The sequence below is a fragment of the uncultured Subdoligranulum sp. genome (assembly GCF_937890665.1).
Window position 1 is genome coordinate 1 of sequence record NZ_CALADU010000116.1, and the last position, 25,501, is coordinate 25,501.

General features: G+C 55.2%; 42 protein-coding genes. 35 read left to right on the top strand and 7 right to left on the bottom strand.

All coding sequences use genetic code 11. The annotated features are described in order from the left end of the window. Nucleotides 1-159: 159 nt before the first annotated feature. The 3 genes from Q0526_RS06895 to Q0526_RS06905 all read right to left on the bottom strand — a co-directional run bounded on the left by Q0526_RS06895 (nt 160) and on the right by Q0526_RS06905 (nt 3,203). Nucleotides 160-1,221: a site-specific integrase gene (locus tag Q0526_RS06895; protein ID WP_298731928.1), complete on the bottom strand. Its 1,062-nt coding sequence runs from the start codon at nt 1,219-1,221 to the stop codon at nt 160-162. A gap of 342 nt (nt 1,222-1,563) precedes the next feature. Further along, nucleotides 1,564-2,823 carry a restriction endonuclease gene (locus Q0526_RS06900; protein ID WP_298731930.1) on the bottom strand — a complete coding sequence of 420 codons (1,260 nt, stop codon included), beginning with the start codon at nt 2,821-2,823 and terminating at the stop codon, nt 1,564-1,566. A gap of 17 nt (nt 2,824-2,840) precedes the next feature. Beyond that, nucleotides 2,841-3,203 (bottom strand): helix-turn-helix domain-containing protein, encoded by a 363-nt coding sequence (locus Q0526_RS06905; protein WP_298731932.1) that lies wholly within the window; start codon nt 3,201-3,203, stop codon nt 2,841-2,843. 168 nt (nt 3,204-3,371) lie between these two features. Here Q0526_RS06905 and Q0526_RS06910 point away from each other — a divergent pair, with 168 nt between their 5' ends. Together Q0526_RS06910 and Q0526_RS06915 are read left to right on the top strand one after the other, a co-directional pair. Beyond that, nucleotides 3,372-3,575, top strand: coding sequence for a helix-turn-helix transcriptional regulator (locus Q0526_RS06910; RefSeq protein ID WP_298731934.1), 204 nt, complete (start codon nt 3,372-3,374; stop codon nt 3,573-3,575). 64 nt (nt 3,576-3,639) lie between these two features. Further along, on the top strand, nt 3,640-3,813 hold the full coding sequence (locus Q0526_RS06915) for a hypothetical protein (RefSeq protein WP_298731936.1): 174 nt from the start codon (nt 3,640-3,642) through the stop codon (nt 3,811-3,813). Between the two features lie 2 nt (nt 3,814-3,815). Here the strand turns inward: Q0526_RS06915 and Q0526_RS06920 are convergent, their stop codons facing one another. Further along, on the bottom strand, nt 3,816-4,022 hold the full coding sequence (locus tag Q0526_RS06920; RefSeq protein ID WP_298731938.1) for a hypothetical protein: 207 nt from the start codon (nt 4,020-4,022) through the stop codon (nt 3,816-3,818). A 95-nt stretch (nt 4,023-4,117) separates the two neighbouring features. On the opposite strand from Q0526_RS06920, the gene Q0526_RS06925 reads away from it, so the two are divergent. Next, nucleotides 4,118-4,240: a hypothetical protein gene (locus tag Q0526_RS06925; protein ID WP_298731940.1), complete on the top strand. Its 123-nt coding sequence runs from the start codon at nt 4,118-4,120 to the stop codon at nt 4,238-4,240. Here Q0526_RS06925 and Q0526_RS06930 read toward each other — a convergent pair. Continuing rightward, entirely contained in the window at nt 4,226-4,624 is a 399-nt protein-coding gene (locus Q0526_RS06930) for a hypothetical protein (protein ID WP_298731942.1), read from the bottom strand. The genes Q0526_RS06925 and Q0526_RS06930 overlap by 15 nt on opposite strands. A 98-nt stretch (nt 4,625-4,722) precedes the next feature. On the opposite strand from Q0526_RS06930, the gene Q0526_RS06935 reads away from it, so the two are divergent. Then, nucleotides 4,723-4,917: a hypothetical protein gene (locus tag Q0526_RS06935; RefSeq protein ID WP_298731944.1), complete on the top strand. Its 195-nt coding sequence runs from the start codon at nt 4,723-4,725 to the stop codon at nt 4,915-4,917. A gap of 211 nt (nt 4,918-5,128) precedes the next feature. Then, a complete protein-coding gene (locus Q0526_RS06940; RefSeq protein WP_298731946.1) occupies nt 5,129-5,290 on the top strand; it encodes a hypothetical protein in 162 nt (53 codons plus the stop codon). On the opposite strand, the gene Q0526_RS06945 is transcribed toward Q0526_RS06940, so the two are convergent. After that, a complete protein-coding gene (locus Q0526_RS06945; RefSeq protein ID WP_298731948.1) occupies nt 5,280-5,603 on the bottom strand; it encodes a hypothetical protein in 324 nt (107 codons plus the stop codon). The two genes, Q0526_RS06940 and Q0526_RS06945, sit on opposite strands and share 11 nt — an antisense overlap. A gap of 90 nt (nt 5,604-5,693) precedes the next feature. Between Q0526_RS06945 and Q0526_RS06950 the strand changes: the two genes are divergently transcribed. After that, nucleotides 5,694-5,999 carry a hypothetical protein gene (locus Q0526_RS06950; RefSeq protein WP_298731950.1) on the top strand — a complete coding sequence of 102 codons (306 nt, stop codon included), beginning with the start codon at nt 5,694-5,696 and terminating at the stop codon, nt 5,997-5,999. Here the strand turns inward: Q0526_RS06950 and Q0526_RS06955 are convergent. Further along, nucleotides 5,946-6,389, bottom strand: a complete 444-nt coding sequence (locus Q0526_RS06955) for a hypothetical protein (protein ID WP_298731952.1) — start codon at nt 6,387-6,389, stop codon at nt 5,946-5,948. The genes Q0526_RS06950 and Q0526_RS06955 overlap by 54 nt on opposite strands. Before the next feature lie 75 nt (nt 6,390-6,464). Here Q0526_RS06955 and Q0526_RS06960 point away from each other — a divergent pair, with 75 nt between their 5' ends. From Q0526_RS06960 to Q0526_RS07100, 29 genes are all read left to right on the top strand, one after another. Next, nucleotides 6,465-6,920: a hypothetical protein gene (locus tag Q0526_RS06960; protein WP_298731954.1), complete on the top strand. Its 456-nt coding sequence runs from the start codon at nt 6,465-6,467 to the stop codon at nt 6,918-6,920. Between the two features lie 39 nt (nt 6,921-6,959). Further along, a complete protein-coding gene (locus Q0526_RS06965; RefSeq protein WP_298731956.1) occupies nt 6,960-7,274 on the top strand; it encodes a hypothetical protein in 315 nt (104 codons plus the stop codon). Nucleotides 7,275-7,359: 85 nt separating this feature from the next. After that, nucleotides 7,360-7,521 carry a hypothetical protein gene (locus Q0526_RS06970; protein ID WP_298731957.1) on the top strand — a complete coding sequence of 54 codons (162 nt, stop codon included), beginning with the start codon at nt 7,360-7,362 and terminating at the stop codon, nt 7,519-7,521. Between the two features lie 370 nt (nt 7,522-7,891). After that, complete coding sequence (locus Q0526_RS06975; protein ID WP_298731959.1) at nt 7,892-8,500, top strand: hypothetical protein; 609 nt, start codon at nt 7,892-7,894, stop codon at nt 8,498-8,500. After that, the gene (locus Q0526_RS06980; protein WP_298731961.1) at nt 8,497-8,847 is read left to right on the top strand and encodes a hypothetical protein; all 351 of its coding nucleotides are present in this window, start codon (nt 8,497-8,499) and stop codon (nt 8,845-8,847) included. The genes Q0526_RS06975 and Q0526_RS06980 overlap by 4 nt, the downstream gene beginning before the upstream one ends. A gap of 1 nt (nt 8,848) precedes the next feature. Beyond that, entirely contained in the window at nt 8,849-9,040 is a 192-nt protein-coding gene (locus tag Q0526_RS06985; protein ID WP_298731962.1) for a hypothetical protein, read from the top strand. Nucleotides 9,041-9,453: 413 nt separating this feature from the next. After that, a complete protein-coding gene (locus Q0526_RS06990; protein WP_298731964.1) occupies nt 9,454-9,720 on the top strand; it encodes a hypothetical protein in 267 nt (88 codons plus the stop codon). Further along, the gene (locus tag Q0526_RS06995) at nt 9,617-10,075 is read left to right on the top strand and encodes an ASCH domain-containing protein (protein WP_298731966.1); all 459 of its coding nucleotides are present in this window, start codon (nt 9,617-9,619) and stop codon (nt 10,073-10,075) included. The genes Q0526_RS06990 and Q0526_RS06995 overlap by 104 nt, the downstream gene beginning before the upstream one ends. A 166-nt stretch (nt 10,076-10,241) precedes the next feature. Beyond that, nucleotides 10,242-10,517: a hypothetical protein gene (locus Q0526_RS07000; RefSeq protein WP_298731968.1), complete on the top strand. Its 276-nt coding sequence runs from the start codon at nt 10,242-10,244 to the stop codon at nt 10,515-10,517. A 10-nt stretch (nt 10,518-10,527) separates the two neighbouring features. Then, nucleotides 10,528-10,794: a DUF6275 family protein gene (locus tag Q0526_RS07005; protein ID WP_298731970.1), complete on the top strand. Its 267-nt coding sequence runs from the start codon at nt 10,528-10,530 to the stop codon at nt 10,792-10,794. Nucleotides 10,795-11,081: 287 nt separating this feature from the next. Further along, nucleotides 11,082-12,044 (top strand): SNF2-related protein, encoded by a 963-nt coding sequence (locus tag Q0526_RS07010; RefSeq protein ID WP_298731972.1) that lies wholly within the window; start codon nt 11,082-11,084, stop codon nt 12,042-12,044. After that, the gene (locus tag Q0526_RS07015; RefSeq protein ID WP_366522043.1) at nt 12,022-12,810 is read left to right on the top strand and encodes a hypothetical protein; all 789 of its coding nucleotides are present in this window, start codon (nt 12,022-12,024) and stop codon (nt 12,808-12,810) included. The genes Q0526_RS07010 and Q0526_RS07015 overlap by 23 nt, the downstream gene beginning before the upstream one ends. Before the next feature lie 160 nt (nt 12,811-12,970). Beyond that, on the top strand, nt 12,971-13,180 hold the full coding sequence (locus Q0526_RS07020; RefSeq protein ID WP_298731974.1) for a hypothetical protein: 210 nt from the start codon (nt 12,971-12,973) through the stop codon (nt 13,178-13,180). 5 nt (nt 13,181-13,185) lie between these two features. Next, nucleotides 13,186-13,353 carry a hypothetical protein gene (locus tag Q0526_RS07025; protein ID WP_298731976.1) on the top strand — a complete coding sequence of 56 codons (168 nt, stop codon included), beginning with the start codon at nt 13,186-13,188 and terminating at the stop codon, nt 13,351-13,353. 46 nt (nt 13,354-13,399) lie between these two features. Beyond that, complete coding sequence (locus tag Q0526_RS07030) at nt 13,400-13,570, top strand: hypothetical protein (RefSeq protein WP_298731978.1); 171 nt, start codon at nt 13,400-13,402, stop codon at nt 13,568-13,570. 76 nt (nt 13,571-13,646) lie between these two features. Continuing rightward, nucleotides 13,647-14,456 carry a hypothetical protein gene (locus Q0526_RS07035; RefSeq protein ID WP_298731980.1) on the top strand — a complete coding sequence of 270 codons (810 nt, stop codon included), beginning with the start codon at nt 13,647-13,649 and terminating at the stop codon, nt 14,454-14,456. A 336-nt stretch (nt 14,457-14,792) separates the two neighbouring features. Beyond that, nucleotides 14,793-15,089: a hypothetical protein gene (locus Q0526_RS07040; RefSeq protein ID WP_298731983.1), complete on the top strand. Its 297-nt coding sequence runs from the start codon at nt 14,793-14,795 to the stop codon at nt 15,087-15,089. A gap of 280 nt (nt 15,090-15,369) precedes the next feature. Then, nucleotides 15,370-16,008 (top strand): hypothetical protein, encoded by a 639-nt coding sequence (locus tag Q0526_RS07045; protein WP_298731985.1) that lies wholly within the window; start codon nt 15,370-15,372, stop codon nt 16,006-16,008. A 76-nt stretch (nt 16,009-16,084) separates the two neighbouring features. After that, nucleotides 16,085-17,425 (top strand): phage terminase large subunit, encoded by a 1,341-nt coding sequence (locus Q0526_RS07050; protein ID WP_298732007.1) that lies wholly within the window; start codon nt 16,085-16,087, stop codon nt 17,423-17,425. Further along, nucleotides 17,415-17,645, top strand: coding sequence for a hypothetical protein (locus Q0526_RS07055; protein ID WP_298731988.1), 231 nt, complete (start codon nt 17,415-17,417; stop codon nt 17,643-17,645). Before Q0526_RS07050 ends, Q0526_RS07055 begins: the two co-directional genes overlap by 11 nt. Then, nucleotides 17,642-19,393, top strand: a complete 1,752-nt coding sequence (locus Q0526_RS07060; protein ID WP_298731991.1) for a hypothetical protein — start codon at nt 17,642-17,644, stop codon at nt 19,391-19,393. The genes Q0526_RS07055 and Q0526_RS07060 overlap by 4 nt, the downstream gene beginning before the upstream one ends. After that, nucleotides 19,368-19,547, top strand: a complete 180-nt coding sequence (locus tag Q0526_RS07065; protein ID WP_298731993.1) for a hypothetical protein — start codon at nt 19,368-19,370, stop codon at nt 19,545-19,547. Before Q0526_RS07060 ends, Q0526_RS07065 begins: the two co-directional genes overlap by 26 nt. Before the next feature lie 133 nt (nt 19,548-19,680). Further along, nucleotides 19,681-20,484, top strand: coding sequence for a hypothetical protein (locus Q0526_RS07070; protein ID WP_298731995.1), 804 nt, complete (start codon nt 19,681-19,683; stop codon nt 20,482-20,484). A gap of 12 nt (nt 20,485-20,496) precedes the next feature. Continuing rightward, complete coding sequence (locus Q0526_RS07075; RefSeq protein WP_298731997.1) at nt 20,497-21,333, top strand: hypothetical protein; 837 nt, start codon at nt 20,497-20,499, stop codon at nt 21,331-21,333. 1 nt (nt 21,334) lies between these two features. Next, nucleotides 21,335-21,682, top strand: coding sequence for a hypothetical protein (locus tag Q0526_RS07080; RefSeq protein WP_298731999.1), 348 nt, complete (start codon nt 21,335-21,337; stop codon nt 21,680-21,682). A gap of 51 nt (nt 21,683-21,733) precedes the next feature. Next, a complete protein-coding gene (locus Q0526_RS07085; protein ID WP_298732001.1) occupies nt 21,734-22,282 on the top strand; it encodes a hypothetical protein in 549 nt (182 codons plus the stop codon). Nucleotides 22,283-22,286: 4 nt separating this feature from the next. Further along, entirely contained in the window at nt 22,287-24,170 is a 1,884-nt protein-coding gene (locus tag Q0526_RS07090; RefSeq protein WP_298732002.1) for a hypothetical protein, read from the top strand. Nucleotides 24,171-24,174: 4 nt separating this feature from the next. Beyond that, the gene (locus tag Q0526_RS07095) at nt 24,175-25,050 is read left to right on the top strand and encodes a hypothetical protein (protein WP_298732003.1); all 876 of its coding nucleotides are present in this window, start codon (nt 24,175-24,177) and stop codon (nt 25,048-25,050) included. Beyond that, complete coding sequence (locus Q0526_RS07100) at nt 25,050-25,466, top strand: hypothetical protein (protein WP_298732005.1); 417 nt, start codon at nt 25,050-25,052, stop codon at nt 25,464-25,466. Before Q0526_RS07095 ends, Q0526_RS07100 begins: the two co-directional genes overlap by 1 nt. Nucleotides 25,467-25,501 lie beyond the last annotated feature (35 nt).

Here is a 25,501-nt window from a genome sequence, read left to right on the forward strand (position 1 = left end):
GCAGCTGATTCGTAATCAGCAGGTCGTCGGTTCAAGTCCGACTACTAGCTCCAAAAAATAAGCGCCGCAGCGAGGTTTTTCGCCTTGCTGCGGCGCTTTCTTTCTGTCTGGATGGAATTTTGACTACTTTTTGACTACTTTTGGGTATCTTTTCGAGATTTATCCGGTGCCTTTTTCGAGATATTCGTCTATACGATGGACCGCTTTCAGGCTGTCCTCGGCCTCCAGATGGGTATAAATTTCGGCGGTCATCTGGATGGTAGCATGACCGAGCAACTGCTGGGCCGTGCGCAGATCGACGCCGGCACGGTAAAGAGTGGTTGCGTAAGTGTGCCGCAGCATATGAGCGTGCACGGGAAAATCGACCATGCTGGTCACATACCGTTGCCACATACGCTGATAGCCAGTGGAGGTTATAACGGAACCGTCGGCAGACGGAATCACATATTCGCTGGTGTGTGGTGTGTTCAAAAGAACTTCTCGCAACTTTTTGGGAATTGGAAGAACACGGCGGGAAGCACGGTTTTTCAGTTCCATGCTGGGGTCAGGCTGGTTACCGTCTGGGAATGTGACACCACGAGAGATAGCCATGCTGGCCGGGCCTATATCATCCCAGTGAAGGCCCAGAGCTTCCTCCTTGCGCAAACCGGCATAAAGGCACAACGCGCAGAAGGCACGGGCGCGCGGCTCGGTGACCGTACGCATAAGCGTCTCGGCCTGTTCGGGTGTCAGATACTTTTTGGCTGTGCTCTTTGCGTGCCGGGTAATCTTGATGCCATCGCAGGGGTTGCGCAGCAACAGGGCATTCTGCCGCGCGGTTTCGAAAAGCTGGCGCATTGTAAGCAGTACTTTGCTCTGGGTGCTTTCCGATTTGTCGGCGATAGATGACATGACTTTGCGAATGTGGACGGGGCGAACATCGCGCAGCTCCATGCAGCCTAGCACTGGCATGATGTGGTTATTATAGGAGCCGCGATACATACGGACGGTGGCTGCACGCAGGGAGAGTTTGTAGCTATTCAGCCAAATCTTGGCCCATTCGCCCACCAGAGTGTGGTCGCCGACCTGCAGGCCGGCATCATCCTCGGCGAGTAGGAAACTGACGGCGGCTTTGAGTTCCGCTTCGGTGCGGCCGTAAACAATCTTCTGGCGGCCGTCAGAAAGGGTGACCTTGCGCTGGTAGCGCCCATCGGACCGGCGCTTTAATTTCTGTTTGGGCATAAAAAATACCTCCTTGGGTATACTTGTCAAGCTGCGGGATTGCGAACACGGGACCCGGCTGGGGCATGTGCGCCAGCCGGGCGTGAGCAACGACCGCCCCGGCGGGGCGGTTGACCGCATAAGGCGGTTTCACCGCAGGTGAAATGGGAAGCAATGCTTGCCAAGCCTGCCCGGAGGTGATACAATACGGTTGCGGGTCGCATTGTTCCTCGTGAGCAAGCTGATCTATTGACGCCCTTCCGGTTGCCGCCGGCGGGGCGTTTTTATCTTTTTACTATCTTTTTAGATGTAAGGATTTTTCGTAAGATAAACCCTTCGCTGCTGGTGTTATGAACGTGTTTGTTAATTACCGTGCCAACGAAAAGCTCTGCGAAAACCTTTTGCTTCGGCCTGCAGAACAGTGCTTACATACATATCGCCGTCATCAGGGTTTAGCATGGTTCTGTCGTACTGTTGGTCAAAGGGAAGATGATAGATACGTTCTCCCGTGTTGGAGATGTTACACTTAATTTGGGGGTAAGATTCCAAGGGAACGTGTGTATAGACTTTTATTCCAAGATGCTTTGCGCACATTTCGGCAAGAGGAGACAGAGCTGCGGTAGTAACAAAAACGCCCAGAATCTCTTTGCCTGATGTTGTGCGGAAGCGTTGCAGGATGGTAGTCCCGTATAATTGGAAGATGTGCTTTTCGTGGATGGTTTTGTCTTTTGACCAGCGTTTGCACTGAATAATTAAAATCTGGTTTTCGTTTTCAGCAATCAAGTCACGCCCCATGTCGGCTCGGCCTTCTGTTGCGCCAAAGTACCGAACTCGATACCCTTTTTGCTCTAGCAAGTACCCAATGTATCGTTCATATTCGATCCCGATTTGCCAATTTGACTTTTTACGATTGTTATAATGGTCCAATGCACGCTGCCATTTCTGGACGTTGGGGAGATCGTTGTACTCTTCGGGTGAGAGCCAAGCTTTGCATGGGTCTTCAGAGGAACTTTCATCATGGTCGGGTAAAAGTTTGGCCGCTTCCGCGGGGGTCATTTCAAGTTCATCCTCCAGGTGAGGATTTAATGAAAGAAGGTAGTCCAGCTGATATTGTGCAACCTTTGCCTGGTAAACAGCCTCACGGCGTAAGCGGCCAAATTCCCGGACCTTATCGGCGGCCACATAGGCCGGTTGAGATTTTCTCTCAAGTAGAAAAGCGGTATGAGCGGCCTTTTGGGCATCCAAGTCTGCATAAGCTTTAGCCATCCATGGGATGGCAGATAGGGCTTCCTTTTTTGATTCTTCAAAAAAGGAAATCTTCGCTGAGAGATTTTTTTCTCTCTTTTCCAAGTTACATTCACGTGTGGAAAGATTACGTTCACGTGCAGAAAGTTCACGTTCACGGATAGTTAGTTTTTGAAGTTTCAAATCATGGTTTTTCTGTTCATTTTGAAAATGACGTATTTTATCTTCTAATTCGTCTTGTTTTTCCTTCAATTTTTCTTCTCTTTCTGGAAGATCTGTTTTGACAGATTTTTCTCCAGCAGAATGACCGGCCATAAATATAAGAGAGATAAACAAAAAACCTATTGTGGCGATGGCACCAAATGTATTGGCATCCATAGAATCATCACCTTGTGTTATGCATTGCGGGGAAGAGCAGAAGTTGGCCCCTCCCCGGCGATAGCCTGATATTCATGCTCCAGCACATTGAGCACGGCGGACTGGCCCCGGGCATCCAGGGCACGGAATTTTTGAATCATCTGAAACTCGCTATCTGATACAGAAGAGTGTGTGGGTAAATCTTCACGATCTAAAAGAACGAGAGGAGAAACATGTAAAACGTCAGAGAGAGATTTTATATTGTCACGACGTAAATTTGTAACCTCTCCGCGTTCCCATTTTGCCACAATACTACGACCAACTCCGCAAGCCTGCGCGATCTGCTCAAGTGTCAAACCGAGTTCTGCACGTCGAATGCGGATAACGTCATGCAATTCCATGAAAGCTACACCTCATAATAGTTTATAAGCAAAGTATAGTACAAGCATGTCATAATTGCAACATAAAGATGCAAAAAAGGCTGAAAATGTGTCATATAGTATTGACAGCAAAGGAAGGGTGTGATATATTGAAGATGTCATATATGACACTGCGCAGGAGGTGGTATATTGAATACAAATAAATTACTGGGAAAAATCAAAGAAAATGGAGCAACATTACAACAAATTGCAGAGAGAATGAATATCAGTCTTTCAGCGCTCCGCAGAAAAATCTATGGGAAAACTCAATTCAATAGACAGGAAATAGAAAAAATCAGCGATATTTTGAAGTTGACCAACCAGGAACTGCTTGAAATTTTTTTTGCCGATTAAGTGTCATATATGACATCTTGCGGGCCCAAAAAAGCCCACATCGGGGAGAAAGGAGGGAGACAGGATGCTGATGGAGGTTCGATTTGACTATATGGAGGCGGCTGCGCTGTGCAAAGAGATCCAGCAGAAAACGCGGGAGTTGGATGTTTTGATGATGAAGCTGCACGCAGCGCTGGCGCTGGAAGTGACGAAGGGCGACAGAAAAGCGCCGCCGGAGAGCGGCGGCGCTTTGGAGTGAGATTACCGGGATGCGGCGGTCAACGATGTGGAAATAAGGCGAGCCAGTTCATCCAGGGAGTTGGAAGTTTCTGAGATGATAGACTGGAGCGCGGCTTTGGTTTCCGGGTCAGTATGGAGCGAGTCAAGAACAGGCTGCAAATTGGAGCGGAAGTTGTCTGATACAGCGCCAAGGGAAGCCTGCACTTGATCATAAAGCTGAAAATCCAAAACGAACACCTCCTTTCCTGCGTGCATTATAGCACGGCGGGAAAGGAGCGGCAACAGAGCGGCCCCCGGCGGGGCCGGGGAAGGTGGTGAACCAGATGGGCAAAGTGAAAATTGAGCTGGCGTTGGAGATATTGGGGAAAAGCTGCTTGTACGGCATACCCAGCGGGATACTGGGTGGACTAATCGGGTGTGTGCTGGCAGCACTATGTAAGCAGTGACACGATGTAGGACGTGATGCCACCTGCAAGTGCACCTAACAGTGCAGAAATGATTGGAATAGCAAATTCCTTGATTTCAGCAGCTGTGTTTTCTTTGATTTGTTCCAGAACAAGGATGCCATTTCGCGTAATGGTGTACTTCCCAGACATAGGGGAAGCCGCTATTTCTTCATCAAGATAGTTTCGGCCTTGCAGGAGAGCATCCAGTTCAGATGCTGTTAACTCTTCAATGAGATCATACTCGTCTTCGAGGTGCTCCAAGTAGTATGGGATGCGCCAAGGCTCTTTAAATGAAAGCTTTTCGCGGAGTTCGGATTGTGTATATGGAGTTTCCGATAATAGGCTGAGAATTTTTTGCTCGTTTTTTGTAAGAAAGACTTCCATAAAGAACACGACCTTTGCATTTTTATCAGATTATAGCACAGGGTCAGGAAGAAGCCAACGGAAGAAAGCCCCGGCGGGGCTGGGAAAGGTGGTGGACAGTGAAAAACATACAAATCCAGTTAGACGCAGAGGAGCGGCTGGAAACCGTGATCGTGGACGGAAATACGATATTTGAACAGAAAAAGAGCCCGAACAGCCATGCAGCTGTATTGGAGGTACGGCTGAACAACTATTCGGGCGAGGGATATGTGCGGTTGATAAAGAGTTTACAAACCCATCATAACGGTTTTTGACCTTTTGCAATCAGTGCAATCAAGCAGTCATAGGTATTGGGGCCGATGAGGCGGCACCAGGCGCACTCTGGATTGCATTTATTGCCGGATATGGGACAAGTTTTGTTGAATATACCCATTTAGACACCTCCTTTCCTGCGTGAATTATAGCACGGCGGGAAAGGAGCGGCAACAGAGCAGCCCCCATCGGGGCCGGAGGAGGTGAAAGCCTTTGCGGAAGCTATGGGAGGACCTGACATGGAACCTGAAGGAGACTGCGAAACTGGTGCGGGAATACAAATTTGCCGTGCTGGGAGGGATTGCGGGCGCGGTGATTGCGAAAATTGTGATATTTGCAGCTGAATACGCCTGCACAGGAACCATTACCAGATGAAAAGCGAAAGCAGGTACGGAAGAAAACAATCCAAAAACAGTGTGGCTGCAATGCCGGAAACAACGCCCATGAGGAAGTTGTAGAGATCATGCTTGCGCTGTAGGATATCGGCATGCTTTAGCTGGTCAAGTGCCGTGGGGCTTAGGGAGTAGAAACCGTTTTCCTCAATAAGAAAGCCAGAATAGATAAGCTCAAGCGAGGACTTAAGAAAATGGCTTGGGATATGCTGCTGAGAATTTGAGATGGGAACTTTGTGGCAGGAGAACCATTTTAGCGTAAGCAGTTCGTATTCTTCCAGATGCGGGAACAACATGCAATTTCAGTCCTTTGCATTTTTACCAGATTATAACACGAAGGCAGGAAGAAGCCAACAAAGCGACCCCCGGCGGGGCCGGAGGAGGTGATGAACGGAATGAACAAAAAAGGCATTTGGCATGCAAAAGCGGTGGAAATGAGCCAGGATTGCCTGAATGCGCTGCTGAGAACGGAAACCGCCATTGCTCAAAAGCTGGCCCAATTTGCAGAGGGAAATGATAAAAGCCCCTGCGAACAGGGGCTTAGCATCGATCCTGTCGATTTGACCGTGGTGCTGCAGGCGCTAGGGGTAATAGAGGAAATCCATAATCTGCGGTATGCGGATAGACAAGCCAGAGGCTTACCCGCCAAAGCGGGTGACGATATCGAGAACACTGCATCCGGCAGAGATTAGGTCGCAGATATCACCAAAGTGTGTGCAGACGAAGTGACGGCCTTTGGAGATAAGTCCGTTTTGCACTTCCAGCAGATCACGACCTGCAGGTGTGAGTTGAAGGACCTTATGGTGTTTAGTAGGGCCGGAAAGATATTCACGCTTGGATGGCGTTGGAACGGAAGGAAAGCCTTTCATGCGAGGTACTTTTTGAGGGTATTGAAGTTCCAGAAGATTTTTAGAGAGGAGGTAACGGTAGGAAAGTTCTTTCTCTTCTTCACTGAACTGGGAAAGCGATTCCGATTTTAAAACTTCGATTGCCTTTACAGCGCGGCGCTTCGTGAAAGAAAGTGGAAGTGCAGAGGAGAATGCCTCCAAAATAGCGAGACTGCAAGAGGAATTTACAGACATAGAGAGTGCCACCTTTCATTGCCTGAATTATAGCATTGCAGGGGATGTTTGGCAAATAAAGGAAAGGAGTTCCACATGATCGAAAAGAAAAGACACTGGGAGCGCTACAGTGCATTGATGGACAAGGTGACTGGAGGAGATGCCCAGTCTGCACGGCGCCGGGATGGCGGTTACAAGGCGGCGCTGTACATACTGGCCGCCGATGATGACCTGTATCGGCTGGCAACGGAAGCTGTGGACGAAGAGGGGGTGGCATTCGGCGATATTGTATCCCGGCTGAAAAAGGAGTGCTACAGTGAGAGCCAACTGACGGCATTGTTGGCCGCCAGAGGATTGTTCAGCGGGAGAGACTTTGGCGTTGGGCCCATGGACATGGTCAGCTGCGAGTGGAGCATGATGGATGTGATCTGCAACGGTATGTATCTGTGGAAAGGTCGGGACGTGCTGCCGGCGGAAGACGGCGGAATCGAGGTAAAGGTAGGGGAACGGGAAGGTTTTGCCAGAAATCTGGAGGACAGGGGCCTGTTTTAGCGGAAGGAGACCGGTACCCACTACGGAAAGGAGAAGACAATGGACGGCATGGAAGAACTGCTGGAGAGGATCGCTGACGTGGTGGCCGAGAAGGTGGTGGAGCGGCTGCAGGGGCAAAAAGCCACCTACACGGTGGATGACCTGATCAAGCGGTACGGGAAAAGCAGAAGCACCATTAACCGTTTGATTGCTGCGGGCGCGTTTGGAGAGACCATACGGTTGGGGGAGCGCAGCCGGGTGGTGACCGAGGAGGGGCTTCGGCAGTTTGAGCAAGCGAACACAGGGACCGGTCGAAAAGGGAAGCCAGCAACGCCCGTGCGGCGGCGCCGGCATACCGACCCAGGCCCCATTTGAAGGGGGGATGGGACGGATGATCGTGCGGAACTGCAACCGGTGTGGCGCAGCAATCACCTTTATACGAACAAAGGCGGGAAAGGCCATGCCTTGCGATGCTCAGGCGATGTCGTACCGGGTTGTACCCGGCGGGCCGGAAAACATTATGAAGCCTGACGGGGAACTGGTGCGCGGGTACTGGATGGAAAGCGGTCAGGGTGACGGTGTGGGGTACCGGCCACACTGGGCCAGTTGCCGGAAGGCATGAGTGGCGAAAAGCGTTGGCTTTGGATTGTATAGTATGGCGGTGAAACGGCATAGAAGCGAAGTGAACTGGATAGTGAAGGCTTGGCGCGGAAGGGTGCTGCTGTGGAAATGCGTGGAATTGAAACGTGGTGGAAGTGTACAGCGCAGCTGAGAAAAAGAATGGGAAGGCGCGGTTTCGATGGGCCAGGGAAAAGATATGGGTTGCACCGTTCCGGAAAAGAAAAGGCTTGCAGAGGCAATGATATGAACCGACAGGATGCGCCCGGGAATAGATTAGAAACGGTATGAATAGGAGCAGCACGGGAAAGAAGTGCGGTGGAGGAGATTTGCCGCGCGTTGGAAATGATGAGACAAGAAAAGGAGGCCGCAAAGTGAAAATTCGGATTACATTTTTTGAGGAGGCGCTGGGGAGTACCCCGGCCAAGGAGGATCTGCTGCGGGAGTACATAGCCAGCAAGGCGCCCGACGCGATGAAAACCGAGGAAGAGGTGGCCGCACGGGGCGTGAATGCTGTGGCAGATGAACGGATGACGGTGTTCCCCCGGTTGGCAGACGGGCGGCCCATGTACTGGGACTACCAGATCAAAGGCTTTTTGAAGGATGCCTGGCAGATGCTGACAAGGGCGGGGAAGGCGGGGTATGCAGGAGGCAAGGCCTGTGCAGGGGTGAAAGCCTACAAGAAGGTGATTGACGGGCTGATCTTTATCAGCCCGCGGCAGATCCCCATTGAGCTGCACGGGCTGCGAATGGATACCTGCGAGCGACCACTGCGGGCGAGCACACCGCAAGGCGAACGGGTGAGCCTTGCTAAAAGCGAGACCGTGCCGGAGGGGAGCAGCTTGGAATTTGAGGTTACCTGTCTGGACCCGGCGCTGGAAGACTGCGTGGTGGAGTGTCTGGACTACGGTAAACTGCGTGGACTGAGCCAGTGGCGCAACAGCGGAAAAGGCCGCTTTACCTATGAGGTGCTGGAGGCATGAGCTACCGGGACGAGGTGAACGCGGTATTGGCGCGGATTGGAAGGCGGCGAGGCCGGGAGGTGACGCTGCAGGAGTATGAACCGGGATGCCGGGATGCGGAGGATGTGCCGGAGCGCCAACGGGATGCGCTGCTGCGTGCCTTGCAGCGGGAGGACGCGGCACTGGCCCTGATGCTGGGCATGGCTGCAGAGAGTGTGACTCTGGCGGACAAGATGGTGCTGTATGAGCGGGCGCTGGCCATGATTCGGGAGGAATACGGTTTACAGATGGGAAGGTTGGTGACCTTTGCCCGGTTCAAGGCGATGATTGCCAAAGAGATCGAGAAAATAGCAAAGGCGGGTAGATGAAATGCGGAAGCTGAAAAAGGCAGTGTGCAAGCTGGTGTTGGTGGCCGCGGCTGTGGCGGCGGTGGTACTGATCGACGCGGCCGCGCATGGTTATATCTGGCAGACCGCGGTGTGCAGTACTGTGGCGGTGCTGGCTGCAAACGGAGCTGCCGGCGGTCTGTTGCCGGAGGAGCAGGGCCATGACGCGGGATAAGATGCAGCGCTGGCTTGTGCACAGTGCAAGAGGTGCGCGGAGCGTGCCCACCGGAGGAAATGATGCAGCAGTGTGTTGACGTATTCAAAATAACGCGGGAGAAATGCCGGGCGTGCAACGGGTTGGACAGCGGATGCCCGGAGTACCGGCCAAACCCTGACCCGCGGGCTTTCCGCCGGACAATTCAAGAGGGGCTGCCGGAACGGCTGAAACTGGGTACAGATGGAGACATGGTACATCAGGAAAACAGGTTCCGGCCACTGGAAGGCGGACGAAAGTAAAGACAGGTGCGGGGTGGCGCAAGCATCAACGCCGCCCCGCATATATGGCGGGTGGTTTGTGCAGCCGTGCAAGCAGAGAGCCGGGCCGGACCCGGCACCCGCCGCCATATTTTTTATAAGGACGTGAGACCAATGTGGATCTATTATCTGGTCATTGCAGTGGTGGAAGCTCTGGGACTGTGGGCCGCTTGGATGAGCGGCCGGGACGTGGAGCGACGTAATGCAGCACGTATGGCCGAGGAGGAACAGGAACCCACACTGATGCTGAAAATTGAAACGAAAGGAGATCAGAAAGATGGAGTACCTACTGATGAGTATCCGCGCCCGGTATGCGGCGCTGATCCTGTCCGGAAAGAAAACACTGGAGATCCGCAAAACGGCCCCCAAGGGGATGCGTGAAGACTGTGAGATCACTGTCCTGCTCTACGAGAGCAAACGGGAAGGCGGGCGGGGTGTCATTGTTGGCAGCTTTGTATGCAGGTACATTCGCCCGGTGACAATGAGGGAGGTGCGTGAGGTATGTCGGCGTGCCTGCCTGAACCGAGAGGAGCTGTTGGCATACGCAGAGCGGCCGCAGCGGAGCCCCTGCGCCGAAAGCAGTGCGACCTCCCCCGGCGGGAAAATCTACGCTTGGAGCGTGGAGTCCCCTGTGACCTTTGAAAAGCCGATGCTGCTGCGGGATGTAGGCGTAAGCTGCCCACCGCAGAGTTGGCGGAGACTGAGGAAGGAACAGGTGGGTGAAGTTGAAGCGTGAAGTTGTAAAAGTGAATGAAGGCATCTGTTTGCGATGCGGGAAAGTCATCAAGCTATCAAGACCGGAACTGATCGGGGACTATGCGAATGTGAGAGCAACATGGGAATGCGAATGTGGTCTGAGGAACGTATACCCCCAAATGATTCAACTCGAGGAAGAAATGAAGATGGAACTGATGGATACAGTGCGCCTGATGGAGAGCACGGACTACAAAGACCGATTCAAGGCGGAATACTGGCAGACTAAGATCCGGTACGAGCGGCTGAAAAAGCTAACAACCAGAATGAAGGCTGAGCGAATCAAGAATGAACAAGTAAAGCTGATGCGTGAGGAAACGCTGGATGGTTCACCGGAAAGATTGCTGCGGGAGCAGCAGGCCTGCATGGGGAAGTACCTGCACGTTCTGGAACTGCGTGCCGTGATTGAAAACATCGAACTGTAAGGAGGACACCATGGGAAGCAAGGAGTTTATAAAGCTGTGCAAGGAGAAGGTGGCACAGTATTTCAATGCCAAGAAGGAAAAGACTGACAGCACGTCGCCGATGCGGGCCGAGGACGTGTTCGTAGTCTGGCACTGCAAAACGCTGCAGAACCACAAGGCCATGCTCTCCACACCGGTGAGCGATGGGATGTATTACGAACTCACCTACAACGGGGACAAGCACGAGCTGTACTTTGATGCGTACAAGAAGTGGGAAAACATCTGCTACAAGATCTGATACCAAATTGGGGATGAAATCCGAGAATTTACCGAGTACATAGAAAGCGAGTAAGCGCCGTGCCCTTTGATTCGGAAATCTGGTGTCCCTGCCGTCTGGGAGAGCCTTTCCAGCTGTATGACCTAGGCATGAGAGTGCCGCGTGGTTGTATATGCCGGCAGGGATTGAAACATTTTTGTTGACGCCACCATTTTCGTGGCGTCATGAAAAAGGAGAAGATTCGCTATGAATTGCAGCAAGGCCCGCCGTCACACCCATAAAACCGGCAAGAAAGAAGGTCAAAGGGCATGACCTACCGGGAGTTTCTAGAAAATAAGATCGACATCGCCCCGCTTTCTGGCATCGAGGTGCGAGAGGACGAATTAAACCCCGCCCTGAAGCCGCACCAGCGTGTCAGCGTCCTGTGGGCGCTGCGCGGCGGGCGGCGCGGGATCTTCGCCAGATTCGGCCTAGGAAAGACCGTCATGCAGCTGGAATGGTGCCGCATTTTGCAGAAGCACGAGGGCGGTCGGGCACTCATCGTCATGCCGCTGAACGTCATGCCGGAGTTCAGGGCCGATGCCGAGCACATTCTGGGCATGGAGCCGCCGCCCTACTGCCGCACAATGGCCGAAGTCATGGCCAGCACCGCGCCCATCATCCTGACCAACTACGAACGGGTGCGGGACGGCGATATTGACCCGCATTACTTTACCGCCGTGAGCCTCGACGAAGCCGCCACGCTGCGCAGTTTCGGCAGTAAAACCTATCAGGAGTTCATGATCAAGTTCAAGGGCGTGCGCTACAAGCTGACCAACACCGCGACGCCAAGCCCCAACCGGTACAAGGAGCTGATCCACTATGCCGGCTTTCTAGAAGTCATGGACACAGGTCAGGCACTGACCCGTTTTTTCAAGCGGGATTCCACCAAGGCCAATAACCTGACGCTGTACCCCGGAAGGGAGAGCGAGTTCTGGATCTGGTGTGCCTCTTGGGGACTGTTCCTGCAGAAGCCGTCTGACCTTGGCTTCTCGGACGACGGGTACAGCCTGCCGCCGCTGGACATCCGGTATCGCCAACTCAAAAGCGCGACCCGCCCGGCAGAGTTTGAGCCTGACGGCCAAATGAAGCTAGGCCCTGCCGCAGCGGGAAATAGATGCCCTGCAGGATCCAGAAGAGCGAGCGCGGGAACAGGAACTTCTGAACCGTTGTCCCACGCTTCCAAGGATGTACTTCCTGAAGCCACTTTTGCCGAAAACAAAGGTCATTGAAAAGTTCGGCTGGCCGGTGCTCTCTAAGGAGATTGCCGGGAAAATCAGCCTGCTGCAGAACCCAACCGAGAAGAACGCTACGGTGCGTCATGCAATCCTCACCGGTGAGACAGGAGAATACGGCGGCTTCCAGACAGAGAGCCGGATGCAGCTCAGCAGTCGGTGGCTGCATAAGTTCGGCGGCGCAGACCCGGAAGGAGCCGCCTGCGGATATGCGGCCGCCACGTTTAAGGTCAGCGAACGCTGCTGCTATTACCTGAAAGAAAAGCCTTGCGATGACTGGGCCAAAGCACACAACAGCGTGCCATACTTGGGGCTCATGGCCAGCGAGGGCGGCCGCCGACAAAAAAGCCTGATGATGCATGGCTGCAACTACTTTGGAAAATCCACAACGCGCAGTGCGCCGTTCGCGATTTTTTCACGTCAAGACCTGCTTCAGCTGGTGCTGGACCTTCATGTACCAGTTCCAGAGGAATACGGGGAGGTCGTAAAGGGACCTGACGGCACCTTGCGAACAACGGGTGCACAGCGTACCGGCTGCACCATGTGCGGATTCGGCATCCACCTTGAGAAACGGCCACACCGCTTTGACCGGCTTCGTGAATCCAACCCAAAAGAGTGGGATTTTTGGATGCACCGCGTCTGTAAAGACGCCGACGGGAACTGGTATGGATGGGGGCGCGTGCTGGATTACATAGGCGTGGAATGGGAAAACAAACCGGGACAGGTTATGGGACAAATCAGCATGGAAGAAGTGGCGGAATGACAATCGATATCGTTTTATCCTTTTTTGGCCTCCTTCTGCTGGTAAATCTGCTGAAAACGAAACCCAAAATTCCCTCTTCCAGACTTCCTCACCCGGCGGATTCTTTGCCGGAACAGCCAATTCCCATGGAGCACGAACATGCACAACAGGAGGATATGAATTGCGAAACCTGAAATTTGACGCCAAACGCTGCACCAGTATCCCCTATGATAATCCGCCGCCCGGTACCGCCCGCCAGCTGCATAGATTGGCCGCAGAGGGAAGACCGAGCGCCTGTCAGGGGTGCGGATTTGAAAATGCCTGCGCAACCCGCGGCTGCGCGGTGCTGCGCAGCGTGAGCCGGATCGTGGCGGTGATCGAAAGGAAGTGATGACAATGTACATGTTGATCTCTCATGATAAATATGAGCTGCCTCTTGCCGTTGCGGATACCATAAACGAACTTGCAAAAATGCTCGGAAAAAATCCAAACACGATCAGCTCCATCATGTGCCATGCAAGACGAAAAGGGCACTGGTGCAGATACATCAAGGTGGAGGGATGAACGGCAAGGCTGCGCAGAACGGAAGAAAGCTTGGAGGGCATGCCCCATGGAACACCGATGCCATGACGCACGATTTGACCATTGCTGCTGCAATGGCTGCACAAGATTGTGCAGCTGCCTGATGAGAGATAAGTTGGCCAAGGCCTGCCCGATCACATTTTGCAGGGAGCGGGCAGAAGAAAAGAAACCGGACAAAAGCTGGATGCTTTATAAATAAGGGAACGCAGCGGCAGGCAGGGACCTGCCGGGCGGCCTTGTATGGGGTAGTAACATCTCGACGAAAGGAGACAGAAATGCGGGGAAGTGTCCGGGAAAAGAAGATCGTATGCAGCCCCGTATATCAGGAGGTAGATCTAATCCCCTTGCGCAAAGAAAGCAAGGCAGGAGCACCCCAAGGGAGAGAAAGCACCGAGAAGCAGAAGCGGGCCAACCAGCGGGCTGCCGAGCGGCATTTTGTACAGCTGGTGAACGCCAATTTTGTGCGCAAGGGGGTGCTGCTGGTGGACTTGACTTATGTGGGCGGGGAAGAACCGGAGAACTTTGAGCGTGCAGACAGAAATATGGGGAACTTCCTGCGGAGGGTATGCTATCTGAGCGCAAAACGGAAATTGCCGAAGCCGGCCTATGTGGCAGTGACAGAAGGCGGCGAGGAAGGAACCGGGGAGGAAAACCACCGGCTGCACCACCACATCATCCTGTATGCGCCGGGACTGACCCGGGACGAGGTGGAGGACCTGTGGAGCGCCGGCCGCGGCCGGAAACGGCACAGTCTTGGTCGGGTGAACACCCGGCGTGCCCAGCCGGTGCGCGGGAGCCTGATCGAGCGGGCTATGTACATGCTGAAAGCGCCGAAACACAAAAAGCGCTGGCACCAGAGCTTGGGGCTGAAAAAGCCGGTGCTGAAAATCAACGATGACCGATACACCAAGCGGCAGGTATTGCGGTGGTGCACGAATGGGGATGCCTACGACAGGGCCTTTTGGGAGAAAAAGTACCCAAGCTGGCAGGTGGAAGAGGCAAACGTGGAATTTAACGAGATCGAAGGGGCGTACTATATTCGCCTGCGGATGTGGAGGAGCAAGAGCCCATGGAGCAGAGAGTGAACCCGTGCCGGAAAGATTGCCCGAAGCGGGCAGCGGACTGCCATGTGTGGTGTGAGAAATACCGGGACTTTCGGGCGTGGAAGGAAGAGGAATATGCCGAAGGGCCGCCCGTGCAGCGTTGCAGGAAGCGGACGTGATGCGGGGAAGAAAGATACGGCGGGATGTGCGCCAACGTGGGCTTGACGGGACAAGGAGGCGGAGATGAAGCGGGGAGATACCCTATACTGCCGGGCGTGCGGCCGGGAATACACATACCGAGGTGGAAGACCCAACCCACTGTGCCCGCCGTGCTACCGGAAAGTGTTGAAGAAGCGAAAGCAGGAGGAGCAGGAGAAATTGAGGTCAGCAAGAGCAGGAAGCGGCGCGCTGCGTACAAGCGGGCCGCGGCGTCAGCATGGCGCAGAAGCGGAAGGCTGGCAAGGGAAGGATGCCATGCCGCAGGTCTGTGTGGAGCGTCTACCCGTGGAGAAACCGGCAGGGGGCAGAAAGGTGCCGCGCGGCACCATGGAGGCGCTGATGAAGGATCCTGTGGGCAGGATGGTACATGAGATCGAACTGGAGAACGAGGAACGGAGAAAGCAGGGGCTGCCGCCGCTGAGTTACGGACAGTTTGTGCAGAAATACAAGAGATAGATAGGAAGCGCGAGGCCCCCAACGGTCCGGGATTGCCGGGTGGTTGGGGGCACGTTTTGTTTTTTGCGAAAGTTCGCCGGTAAATAGAAAAAATCTGATCGGATACAAAATACCATCCGCGCGCGGGTACCTTAGAGCAGCGGACGCTCCGGCGGGGAGCGAGAGAAAACAAAAAAGGAAAATTTGTGCAATATGACGAAAAAAAGTTGAATTATGCCCTTCTTGAAATGGAGGGAAAAATCACTATGATGAAAAGAGAGCCGGAAGGGAGGCGGCGAGGGTGATCTACCACGACAACACGGTAAAGGGGACCCGGCGGGGAAAGAAATGGCCGGAGGATATACGGACGGCGGCCATGTGCGACTTGCTGGTACACAACAACCTGAGCGACGTGGCCCGGCGGTACAATGTGCCGGAGAGCACCTTGCGGACCTGGATGAAGCAGGCGGAACGGAAAAAGCCGGAAGAGCAAAAGAGCCTGTTTGAGAAAGCCAGAGAAACCGAACTGCGGGCGCTGGCGCGGAAAGCCAGCGCGGCGGCGAACTGCACGGTAGAGTACATGCGCCGGAGATTGGAACGGAACTTGAATGACGCGCAGATCACCGAATATTGCCAAAACCGGTTGGATGAACTGGATGGGCTGATCGGCTATGAAGGGCCGGAGGACCCGGACTGCAAAGAACTGGGACCGGTGCGAAAGGTGGAGCCGGAAGTGCCGGGAGAGCGCGATATGCTGCTGAAGCTGATGGACAGGCACCGGCCGATGAGCGATTTTGGCGCGGCCAACTTTGCCCGCACGTTGGTGAGTGTGACCGGGCGCGCGGCGGACCTGCTGGGGGATGATGCCGAGGCGCAGGCTGCACTGAAGGTGGAAGTGTGCGGCGTGACCGATGACGAGGCACAGGACATGATGGGGTGAATAGATTGGGGTAACGCTGAAGATCGAGCCGCCAAACCCGAAACAAAAGCTGTTTTTTGCGGCGAGGGAAAAGTATATCGGGTATGGCGGCGCCCGCGGCGGCGGGAAAAGCTGGGCCATGCGGCGCAAGAGCGTGCTGCTGGCGCTGCGGTACCCGGGTATCCGGGTGCTGATCTTGCGGCGCACCTACCCGGAACTGACAGAAACCTATGTGAAGCCCATGCGGGGGGAACTGGCGGAGCTGATGCGGGCCAAGCAGGTGCGGTACCGGGAGACAGAAAAAGAATTTGTTTATGGCAACGGAAGCCTGCTGATGCTGGGGTACTGCGACAATGAGGCAGATCTTGGCCGGTATCAGGGCGCCGAGTATGACGTGATTTTTATCGACGAGGCGACCCAGTGGCCCTACGAGTGGTTTTTGATTTTGACGGCCTGTCTGCGCGGCGTGAATGACTTCCCGAAGCGGATGTACCTGACCTGCAACCCCGGCGGGGTGGGGCATACTTGGGTAAAGCGGCTGTTCATCGACCGAGACTATGAAAAAGGCGAGAGGCCGGAAGAGTACCGGTTCATTCAGGCGCTGGTCTATGACAACAGGGCACTGATGGAGAAAAGCCCGGAGTATCTGCACCAGCTGGAAAACCTGCCGGAAAAGCTGCGCAAAGGCTGGCTGGAAGGGGAGTGGGACCTGTTTGACGGGCAGTACTTTGCGGAGTTCCGGCGGGAAAAGCATGTGATACAACCTTTTGCGCTGCCGTCGCGGTGGCGGCGGTATGTGACGATAGATTACGGTCTGGACATGCTGGCGGCCTACTGGATTGCGGTAGATGAGGAGGGAAAGGGATACGTATACCGGGAACTGTATGAGGGCAGGGACAACGGTAAGGGGGCTGACGGGCGCGGGCACATCGTGAGCGCCGCCGCCCGGCGGGTGCGTGAATGTATGCCGCCGGGTGAGCGCATTGAGGTGTGGCTGGCGCCGCCGGACCTATGGAACCGGAACCGGGACAGCGGGCGCAGCACCGCAGAACTTTTCGCGGAGGCCGGTATGGTACTGACCAAGACCAGCAATGACAGGATTGGCGGATGGCGTGCGGTACGGGAGTGGCTGGCGGACAAAGTGGATGAGCACGGTCAGAACGTGCCGAGGCTGCGCATTTTTGCCACCTGCACAAACCTGATCCGCACGCTGCCGGCCGTACAGTTTGACGAGAAAAAGCCGGAAGATGTGGCTACAGAACCCCACGAGCTGACACACGCACCGGATGCGCTGCGGGGCTTTTGTGTATACAGGTCCAGCCCGACAGAGCCGGAGCCGCCGGAGAAGATGCGCGGCGTGGAAGTGTTTTATGATGCACGTTTGCAGTCAAGTGCAGACGAAATTCTGGGATTGGGGGAGGATGTCTATGTGGTATGACGTGGTCGTAACGGTATTGGCAGTTTGCATGGTAGTCTGCTGGCGGTTGGGCGTGCGGGATGGCATGCGGATGGGCGCCGGGCAGGCGCCGGAACCGGCAGCAATACCGCGGCCTGAAAAGAAGGAAGCTGCGCCGGTTTTGGCGCAGGACGCCGGGCAGGACGAGGAACTGCAGAAGCAGCTGCGCAAAATCGACGAGTATGACGGGTGGAAGGTATGACGGAAAAGACGCAGGAAAAGCAGGTGACGGACATCTGGCGAAAATACCGCGCCGGAGTGGAGCACCACCGTGGGAAAAACCTGTATCGGAGGGATGAGCGCTGCTGGCATTTTTACAGCGGAGACCAGTGGTGGGGCATGAGTCAGGGCGGACAGGAACTGCCCATGGAGAATATCATAAAGCCGATCTTGAAATACAAGATCGCCATGGTGGCCACCACGGATACCAGCATTGTATACAGCGCTATGACCGAGAATACGCTGCTGCAGGAGATCTGCAATGAGCTGAGCGAATTTGCCAAGCAGGTATGGGAACAGACCCGCATGGACGAAATGAAGTGGAAGGTCATTAAAGCAGCGGCCATTACCGGAGACAGCTATGTATATGCCTTTGACGCCCGGCCGGAAAGCGAGGCGGTGGTACAGGACCGCACCCCAAAACTGGAGATGCGGATGGTGGACCGCAGCGCTGTGTATCTGGCAGATGAGCAGGAACAGGACCTGCAGGCGCAGGCGTGGATCATACTGGCGGAGCGGATACCGGTAGAGGAAGTGCGCCGACAGGCCCGGGAAAACGGTATTAGCGAAGAGGAAATCGAGCTGATCGTATCGGATGCGGAGACAGACACCAGACTGAACAACGATGAAAGCGACGAGATCAAGCAGGGGGATGGAAAGTGCACGGCGCTGGTCTATTTTACGTTGGTGGACGGGGAGCCGGACGAGACGGGCGCGGTACAGAAGGTACTGCGGTTTGGGCGCAGCACTGAGCAGGTGATCTATCAGCCGATGCAGGAGGTGCAGGGATTAGACGTGTACCCTATTGCGCAGATGCGGTGGGAGGATATGCCCAACTCTGCCAGAGGGGTGAGCGAGTGCGAGATGCTGATCCCCAACCAGATCGAAATCAACAAGACGCTGGCACGGCGCAGTTTGATCGTGAAGCGGTACGGGTATCCCACCGCCGTATATGACGCCGAGAAGATCGACAACCCGGCGGCGCTGCAAAAGGTGGGCGCTACGGTACGGGCGAGAAACCTGTCGGGGGTACCGGTCCAGAACGCCGTGCAGTATCTGGAACCCAAGACCACCAGCGGCGAGGGCGCAGTATTGCAGCAGGAATTGATCGCCGTGACGCGGGAACTGGAAGGTGCGGGAGACAATGCCACCGGACAGGTGGATGTGACCAAAACAAGCGGCGAAGCCATTAAAGCGGCGCGGGATCAGGCGGCGATGGTCTTGAATGATCAGGCAGCGGCCTACAAGAGTTTTGTGGAGCAGGTCGCTATGATCTGGTACAAACTGTGGTGCGCCTACAGCCCGCAGGGGCTGACCTTTGCATACAAAGACCCGGCGGGCGGGGAAAAGCTGATGCGGGCGATCATTACCCCGCAGGCACTGGCGGCGCTGGATATGCAGATCAAGATCGATGTGAGCCCGGCGGACCCCTACAGCGTGCTGAGCATGCAGACCAGCCTTGACAACGCTCTGGGCGGCGGGCATATCACGTTTGAAGAATGGGTGAGCGTATTGGATGCCAACAGCCCGGTGCCTGCGGCCAAGTTCCGCAAGATATTGGAGGAACGAAAGGCGATGCAGGCGGCGTTGGCCGCGCAGCAGCAGGCCATGGGCGGCATGAGCGGTATGCCCGGGCAGACCGTCCCTGCGGGCGCTGTGCCCGGCGGGATGACGCCGGAAATGGCAGGGACAGGAGGCACAGGAAATGCAGTGCAGAGTATGCCGGTGTGAGATGGGCATTGTGGCGACACGCATTGAGGTAGAAGGGGACAAGAGCCCTGACACGGTGACCAGAGTGTACCGGGTGCTGGACCTTGCCTGCCGGGCCAGACAGTGCAGCGAGTACGGAAAGGTACAGGCGCAGCAGCGTGTGGAACTGAAATAGGCAGCTCCGGCGAAAGCCGGTTTGCATAGACCCGGCGGGACGGGGAAACACCCGAGGGCGGCGACCTGCGCCAAACTACGCGGCGGACGCGAAAAAACCGAATACCCACCAACGGGAAAAAATGGAGGCAGAGATGGAACTGGAACAGAATGTACAGGGACAGGAAACTGTGGAAGAACGGGAACTGTCTGGGAACGAGGGCATGGAGGCAGGGACAGGCCGGGAGACTGAGGCGGATGGCGGTGGCCGAGAACAGGCCCCGCCGGACGCAGACGCCCAGCCTGCACGGCAGGAACCGGTTTGGAAAAACCAGCAGAACGCCGAGAACGCCCGGCGGCGCCGGGAGGCGGAACAGCGGCAGCGGAAGCGGTATTTTGACGAGTTTGCGGCGGGCCTGATGGACCCCGAGACAAACCAGCCATTTGCCAGCGAGGAGGCGTGGGGGCGATGGAAACAGAATGCCGCCATTATGGCTCAGGCACAGAAAGCCGGTGTTGAGCCGGAAACGGCCCAGAAACTGGTGGACGGCGTGCGGGATACCATACGCCAGACTGACCCGGAATACCGCCGGATGGTACAGCAGGCCGAAGAGATGCGCCAACAGCAAGCACGGGAAATGCAGCAGCAGGTCTTTGCGCAGGACATGGCAGCCATCCGCAAGATGTACCCCGATGAGAAGGCAAAAAGCGTGACCGAGCTGGGGGATGAGTACATGATCATGATGGCTACCGGTCAGGTGGACGCGGTCACTGCCTATGAAGCGGTACGGGCCAAGCGGAACCGCACGGCGCCAAAGCCGCCCAGTACGGGAAAAATCCATTCCGGCGCTGCCAAGCAGGGAGCATTTTACACGAAAGAACAGGTGGAAGCCATGACGGACCGGCAGATCGAAGAAAATTACGACGATATCCGCCGGAGCATGGCACAGTGGAAATGAGGAGAGTGAACAATGAGTTACAACAATTTTGTGCCCAAGATCTGGGCCGAGCAGATCAACCGGGAACTGGAGCGGGCCATGGTGTTTGCCGAGGACTGCAACCGGCAGTATGAGGGCGACGTACGCCAGATGGGAGACACCGTGAAGGTGCTGGGCGTGGGCAAGCCGACCATCACCAAGCAGGTGGGCGGAAGCATCGTGCTGAAGGACCCGGAAGCGGTGGAGGACACCAGCGTGGATATGGTCATCAACCGTGTGGCCTATTTCAATTATCTGGTGGATGACATCGACCGGCGGCAGGCGGTTGGTGGCCTGATGGATGCCCTGAGCGCCGAGAGCAGCGAGGGAACCGCCAACGCCATGGACGAGGACATTGCGGCACTGGCCGGCAGCGCCGACGCGCCGAAACTGTACAAGACCACCACCGCGATTACGGTGGACAACATCCTGAAGCAGATCGACCTTGGCGTGCAGAAGCTGATGGAGAACGATGTGAAGCCGGAGACCAAGATCGTGATTACGGTGCCGCCCTGGTTCAAGACTATTCTGCGGCAGGCTTATGTGCAGCTGGACACCAACAACAGCGCCATGCTGAAGAACGGGCGTGTGGGGCAGTATGACAACGTGATCGTGAAGATGAGCAACAACTGCCACAGAAACAGCGACAACGGCCATGACATCATGCTGCGCACCCAGCGGGCCGTAGCGTTTGCCAACCCGTTGACCCATGTGGAGCCCTACCGACCGGAAAAACGGTTTGCCGACGCGGTGAAGGGATTTGTGCTGTACGGTACCAAGATCGTGCGGCCCAAAGAGATGATCGTGCTGAACGTGAAGGAGGGAACCTGATATGTCGATCGTGAAAATCACGCCTGAGAAAATGGACCTGAATACCGGCCTGACCCTGAAGGACGGGACGGCCATGGATGCCAGCGACGGTATCTATGTGGAGTATACCGGCAAGGATGACAACATCGTGCTGTTGTTGACGGGCTCGTCTGAGGATACGGTGACCGTGAAGATGGGCAATGGCCTGCAGGGGGTTGCCGACCAGACGGTGAGCCTGACGGCAAACAAACCGGCGGCCTTGACGCTGGAAAGCGGAAAGTTCAAGTTGGTGAGCGGCGAATACAAGGGGTATGTGCATCTTACCGGCGCGGCCACCACCAAAGTACAGGCATTCGAACTGCCGGTTTGACGGGGACCCCCGGCGGATACGCCGGGGGTCTTGTGATAGGAAGGAAAGACGATGCAGAAGCAATGGACTGTAGCACAGCTGAAAACGCTGGTGCTGAAGCTGCTGGATGAGTCCAGCCCCAAAAATGACCTGACCGCCAAAATACCGGTGTTTATGGACACAGCGCAGAAGGAAGTAAGCCTGTATTGCCCGATCCGGGCACAGTGGTGCGCAGAAGCAGCCGGGACTGTGCCGGCGGATGTGCGCAAGGTGCTGAGCGTGCGGACGGAAAGTGGAAGCGCCGTGCCGTACCAGACGAGAACCGGTGCGGATGGCCTTGTGCTGGAAGCGGAAAGCTACCCGGTGCTGGTGGAGTATGAGAAGATCCCGGAAGAGATCACGGCGGCCACCCCGCAGGAAACGCTGCTGGAACTGCCTGAGCGGGCCGTGCTGGCCATGGCCTACTACATTGCGGCGCAGTGCAACAGTCTGGAATATGACCAACGGTTTTTCCAGAGCTTTTTTGCCCAGTATCAGGGAAAGCTGCAAAATCTGGCCAGTGACCCAGAGGGGGTACAGTTCAGTGTGACGGTGGACAACAGCCTGCCGGATTGGATGTGAGACCATGGCATATAAACCAATAAGCATGCCGTCCAGCAGCGCGCCGAGCCTGAGCGTGGTGCGCATTGAGGATTTTTTGGGGGTGGACCTGACAAATCAGGCAAACAATGTGGACGCAAGACGAAGCCCCGACGCGCAGAATATGATACGGGATGTGCCCGGCAAGGTACGAAAGCGGATGGGGTACAGGACTGTCTATACGCTGGAGGGGAAAATCAACGGATTCCACAAACTGAACGGAAAAGCGCCGCTGATCCATGCGGGAACCAAGCTGTACCGTGTGGAAGCGGGAGAATGCACCGAGGTATACGGCGAAGCCAACGACGGGCGCAGCGCCAGCTGGGAATTTGACAGCAAACTGGTGATCGCGGACGGGAAGGCGCTGCTGCTGTATGACGGGGAGGCGGTGAGCCGGGCGGATGCCAACGGCAAGGTGCCGATCCTAACGATCAGCCGGCAGCCCAATGGCGGTGGACAGGCCTATGAAGGTCTGAACCTGATCCAGCCGAATTTTGAAGAGGATTTTTTGGTGGATGCAGACCACAAGGACGCCAAGGAATTTCAGCTGAGTTTTGGAGGATTGGATGAAAGCCCCGTTATGGTACAGGTGATGAACAGCGAGGGCGGTTGGGATGACAAGGAGGAAAACACAGATTTTACGGTGGACAGGGAAACCGGTACCGTGACCTTTACCAACGAGCCGGGGGAGACGCCGGTGAGCGGTACAGACAACATCAAAATCACGGCAAGCCGCACGGTGGAAGGCTATGCGGACCGGATCAACCAATGCTGTGTGGGGATCCAATTTGGCGTGAACGGAGCCAGCGACCGGTTGTTTTTGGCAGGGAACCCGGCGCTCATAAACTATGACTGGTACAGCGGGCAGAACGATCCGACCTACTGGAGCGATACGGGATACAGCGTGCTGGGGCAGAGTGATGCGGCCATTGTAGGGTACAGCGTGGTGAATGCACGGCTTGCTGCCCATAAAAATGGGCAGGACGCCCAACGAAACTGCATTGTGCGGGAAGGAAATCTGGTAGATAACCAGCCGGCCTTCCCCATCGTGAACATCTTGCAGGGAGAAGGTGCGGTGGGGCGGTATACCTTCGGATATTTGCAGACCGAGCCGCTGTTCCTGACGTCGTTGGGGATTTATGCCATAACGGCGCAGGACATCACCGGAGAGAAATACAGCCAGCTGCGCAGCTTTTACCTGAACGGCAAGCTGCTGGAGGAAGAGGGACTGGAAGATGCCTACAGCTGTGTGTACCGGGATATGTATTGGCTGGCCGTGAACGGGAAGGTCTATATTCTGGACGGGTTGCAGGCGAGCCAGACGGACCGCAGCACCCCCTATGCCACTCGGCAGTATGCCGGGTTTTACCTGACCGATATACCGGCGCGGGTTCTGTGGGTGGAGGGAGGAACGCTGTGGTTTGGGGATGCTGCCGGGAAGGTATACAAATTCTGTACGGATCCCAGCGATCTACTGAGCTACAGCGACGATGGAAGGCCCATTTATGCCTGCTGGCGCACGCTGGATGTGGCCGGAAAAAATGTGTACCGGGCCAAAAATTTCAGCCGGCTTTATGTGGAACTGGCGGCGGCTGCCGCTACTGGGGTAAAGGTGTTCGCCCGGGTGAGCGGCGTGTGGGAAGAACTTTGGGAGGATACTTCCAGCGCGCGGTATTTTGATTTTGCGAACATCGATTTTGGAAAACTGTCTTTCAGCTGTGATAACAACCCAAAGACCATGGGGGAGAAAATCAGCATCAAGAAGGTAGACAAGGCAGGGTTCCGTGTGGAGAACGGGGAGCTGAATGAACCGTTCGGGCTGAACAACATCAGTATTGAATATGTAGAGACTGGGTATTATCGGAGGTGAGGAAGTGGCTTTTGAGAGGATCAGCGAGGAAGAACTGGCAGCTGTCGGGGTAGAGATGCTAGACGATCAGCCGGGGCTGGCGCCGGATGCAATGAAAGCTAAGTTTGAAGAAACCGCCAAGGAGCTGCTGGCGCCCAAATATAATCAGCTGGCAAAACAGCTGGAAGCAGAAACAGCATCAGAAAGTCTGGGCGCTAAAGTCCCAGAGGGACTGCCGGGGGAAACAGCGAAAACGGTACAGGCGGTTCTGGTGGCCATGATGCTGTATGTGCAGGCGCATGAGAAAAACAGGGAAAACCCGCACATTGTGACCGCCGAACAGGTGGGCGCCTATACCAAAGCGCAGACAGATGAGGCGATCAACGAAAAGGTGGTAGCGATCGGCAGCGGCGATATGACCATGGCTGTGTATGACCCGGATATGGTAAAGAAGCCGATCTACAAAGCCATCGAGGAGGCGGTAGAGGCCCTTAAAAAGTTGGTGCTGGATAAAGAGCATTACGACCCGCAGGGAAAAAACAAGGACATTTTTGCCGCTATCACCGCCTGTGCCCCCCTGTATACCGCCACCTACCTGCTGGACGGTTGGACTGAGGTAGACGAGGACGCCAAGGGCCGGGGCTACAACTATGTACAAACGGTGACACCGGTCCCAGATGACCCGGACGCCCCGGAGATTACCGAAAGCAGCGTATTCTCGCAGCCGGCAAGCTGCCTTTCCATCGGTGTTGTCTCCACGGATGAGGTACTGGCTGCGGCGCTTGCTATCATCGACGATGGACACACCACCAGTGGCAATGGAACAGTAACCACATGGGTAAAAGAAAAACCGACCGCTGACATTCCTGTGCGGTGGGAAATTAGACCGGGGGTGATGTGATGGGAGAGGCACCGCGTAGCGCAAGAAGAATCACAAAAAAAGAGATTAAGCGCTTCATCCGATTAAAAACGCTGGACGTCGATAATAGCCATATCGAAGTTCGGCTGGATTTGGTAGAAAATGGGGCGGTAGTCGAAAGTAAAACTACCACGGGCGATTCAATTACTGTGGGGTTCCTGAGTCTGCATTACGGTAGTAGTCAGCAATGGCGACTTTCCTATGTTCCGGAAAAAGGAAGTGAGGATCACAAATGTAAATACCTTGAAAAAAGTATGACACTGCTTTCAATTCCGTCTTCTGATGTTACAAGCGACAGCTGGCATTTTACATCTTGGCTTGACCGCATCTACTACACAGAAAATGTAGACGTTAGTGAATGTACACTGGGATATTTGAAAACCTTAATGTCTCAATAATGTGAGGTACATATGAAAACTTATAACGCCCTTAC

Excerpts from the sequence above, each read along its gene's own strand:
- Q0526_RS07035 (WP_298731980.1), top strand. The coding sequence starts at position 13,647 with ATGCGGGGAAGTGTCCGGGAAAAGAAGATCGTATGCAGCCCCGTATAT.
- Q0526_RS07030 (WP_298731978.1), top strand. The coding sequence starts at position 13,400 with ATGGAACACCGATGCCATGACGCACGATTTGACCATTGCTGCTGCAAT.
- Q0526_RS06960 (WP_298731954.1), top strand. The coding sequence starts at position 6,465 with ATGATCGAAAAGAAAAGACACTGGGAGCGCTACAGTGCATTGATGGAC.
- Q0526_RS07010 (WP_298731972.1), top strand. The coding sequence starts at position 11,082 with ATGACCTACCGGGAGTTTCTAGAAAATAAGATCGACATCGCCCCGCTT.
- Q0526_RS07005 (WP_298731970.1), top strand. The coding sequence starts at position 10,528 with ATGGGAAGCAAGGAGTTTATAAAGCTGTGCAAGGAGAAGGTGGCACAG.
- Q0526_RS06995 (WP_298731966.1), top strand. The coding sequence starts at position 9,617 with ATGGAGTACCTACTGATGAGTATCCGCGCCCGGTATGCGGCGCTGATC.
- Q0526_RS06965 (WP_298731956.1), top strand. The coding sequence starts at position 6,960 with ATGGACGGCATGGAAGAACTGCTGGAGAGGATCGCTGACGTGGTGGCC.
- Q0526_RS07000 (WP_298731968.1), top strand. The coding sequence starts at position 10,242 with ATGGAACTGATGGATACAGTGCGCCTGATGGAGAGCACGGACTACAAA.
- Q0526_RS07065 (WP_298731993.1), top strand. The coding sequence starts at position 19,368 with ATGCAGTGCAGAGTATGCCGGTGTGAGATGGGCATTGTGGCGACACGC.
- Q0526_RS07090 (WP_298732002.1), top strand. The coding sequence starts at position 22,287 with ATGGCATATAAACCAATAAGCATGCCGTCCAGCAGCGCGCCGAGCCTG.
- Q0526_RS06970 (WP_298731957.1), top strand. The coding sequence starts at position 7,360 with ATGCCTTGCGATGCTCAGGCGATGTCGTACCGGGTTGTACCCGGCGGG.
- Q0526_RS06985 (WP_298731962.1), top strand. The coding sequence starts at position 8,849 with ATGCGGAAGCTGAAAAAGGCAGTGTGCAAGCTGGTGTTGGTGGCCGCG.
- Q0526_RS07085 (WP_298732001.1), top strand. The coding sequence starts at position 21,734 with ATGCAGAAGCAATGGACTGTAGCACAGCTGAAAACGCTGGTGCTGAAG.
- Q0526_RS06990 (WP_298731964.1), top strand. The coding sequence starts at position 9,454 with ATGTGGATCTATTATCTGGTCATTGCAGTGGTGGAAGCTCTGGGACTG.
- Q0526_RS07080 (WP_298731999.1), top strand. The coding sequence starts at position 21,335 with ATGTCGATCGTGAAAATCACGCCTGAGAAAATGGACCTGAATACCGGC.
- Q0526_RS07070 (WP_298731995.1), top strand. The coding sequence starts at position 19,681 with ATGGAACTGGAACAGAATGTACAGGGACAGGAAACTGTGGAAGAACGG.
- Q0526_RS06905 (WP_298731932.1), bottom strand. The coding sequence starts at position 3,203 with ATGGAATTGCATGACGTTATCCGCATTCGACGTGCAGAACTCGGTTTG.
- Q0526_RS06915 (WP_298731936.1), top strand. The coding sequence starts at position 3,640 with ATGCTGATGGAGGTTCGATTTGACTATATGGAGGCGGCTGCGCTGTGC.
- Q0526_RS06895 (WP_298731928.1), bottom strand. The coding sequence starts at position 1,221 with ATGCCCAAACAGAAATTAAAGCGCCGGTCCGATGGGCGCTACCAGCGC.
- Q0526_RS07075 (WP_298731997.1), top strand. The coding sequence starts at position 20,497 with ATGAGTTACAACAATTTTGTGCCCAAGATCTGGGCCGAGCAGATCAAC.
- Q0526_RS06950 (WP_298731950.1), top strand. The coding sequence starts at position 5,694 with ATGAACGGAATGAACAAAAAAGGCATTTGGCATGCAAAAGCGGTGGAA.
- Q0526_RS06925 (WP_298731940.1), top strand. The coding sequence starts at position 4,118 with ATGGGCAAAGTGAAAATTGAGCTGGCGTTGGAGATATTGGGGAAAAGC.
- Q0526_RS07060 (WP_298731991.1), top strand. The coding sequence starts at position 17,642 with ATGACGGAAAAGACGCAGGAAAAGCAGGTGACGGACATCTGGCGAAAA.
- Q0526_RS06900 (WP_298731930.1), bottom strand. The coding sequence starts at position 2,823 with ATGGATGCCAATACATTTGGTGCCATCGCCACAATAGGTTTTTTGTTT.
- Q0526_RS06980 (WP_298731961.1), top strand. The coding sequence starts at position 8,497 with ATGAGCTACCGGGACGAGGTGAACGCGGTATTGGCGCGGATTGGAAGG.
- Q0526_RS07055 (WP_298731988.1), top strand. The coding sequence starts at position 17,415 with ATGTGGTATGACGTGGTCGTAACGGTATTGGCAGTTTGCATGGTAGTC.
- Q0526_RS07025 (WP_298731976.1), top strand. The coding sequence starts at position 13,186 with ATGTACATGTTGATCTCTCATGATAAATATGAGCTGCCTCTTGCCGTT.
- Q0526_RS06955 (WP_298731952.1), bottom strand. The coding sequence starts at position 6,389 with ATGTCTGTAAATTCCTCTTGCAGTCTCGCTATTTTGGAGGCATTCTCC.
- Q0526_RS06930 (WP_298731942.1), bottom strand. The coding sequence starts at position 4,624 with ATGGAAGTCTTTCTTACAAAAAACGAGCAAAAAATTCTCAGCCTATTA.
- Q0526_RS06945 (WP_298731948.1), bottom strand. The coding sequence starts at position 5,603 with ATGTTGTTCCCGCATCTGGAAGAATACGAACTGCTTACGCTAAAATGG.
- Q0526_RS07100 (WP_298732005.1), top strand. The coding sequence starts at position 25,050 with ATGGGAGAGGCACCGCGTAGCGCAAGAAGAATCACAAAAAAAGAGATT.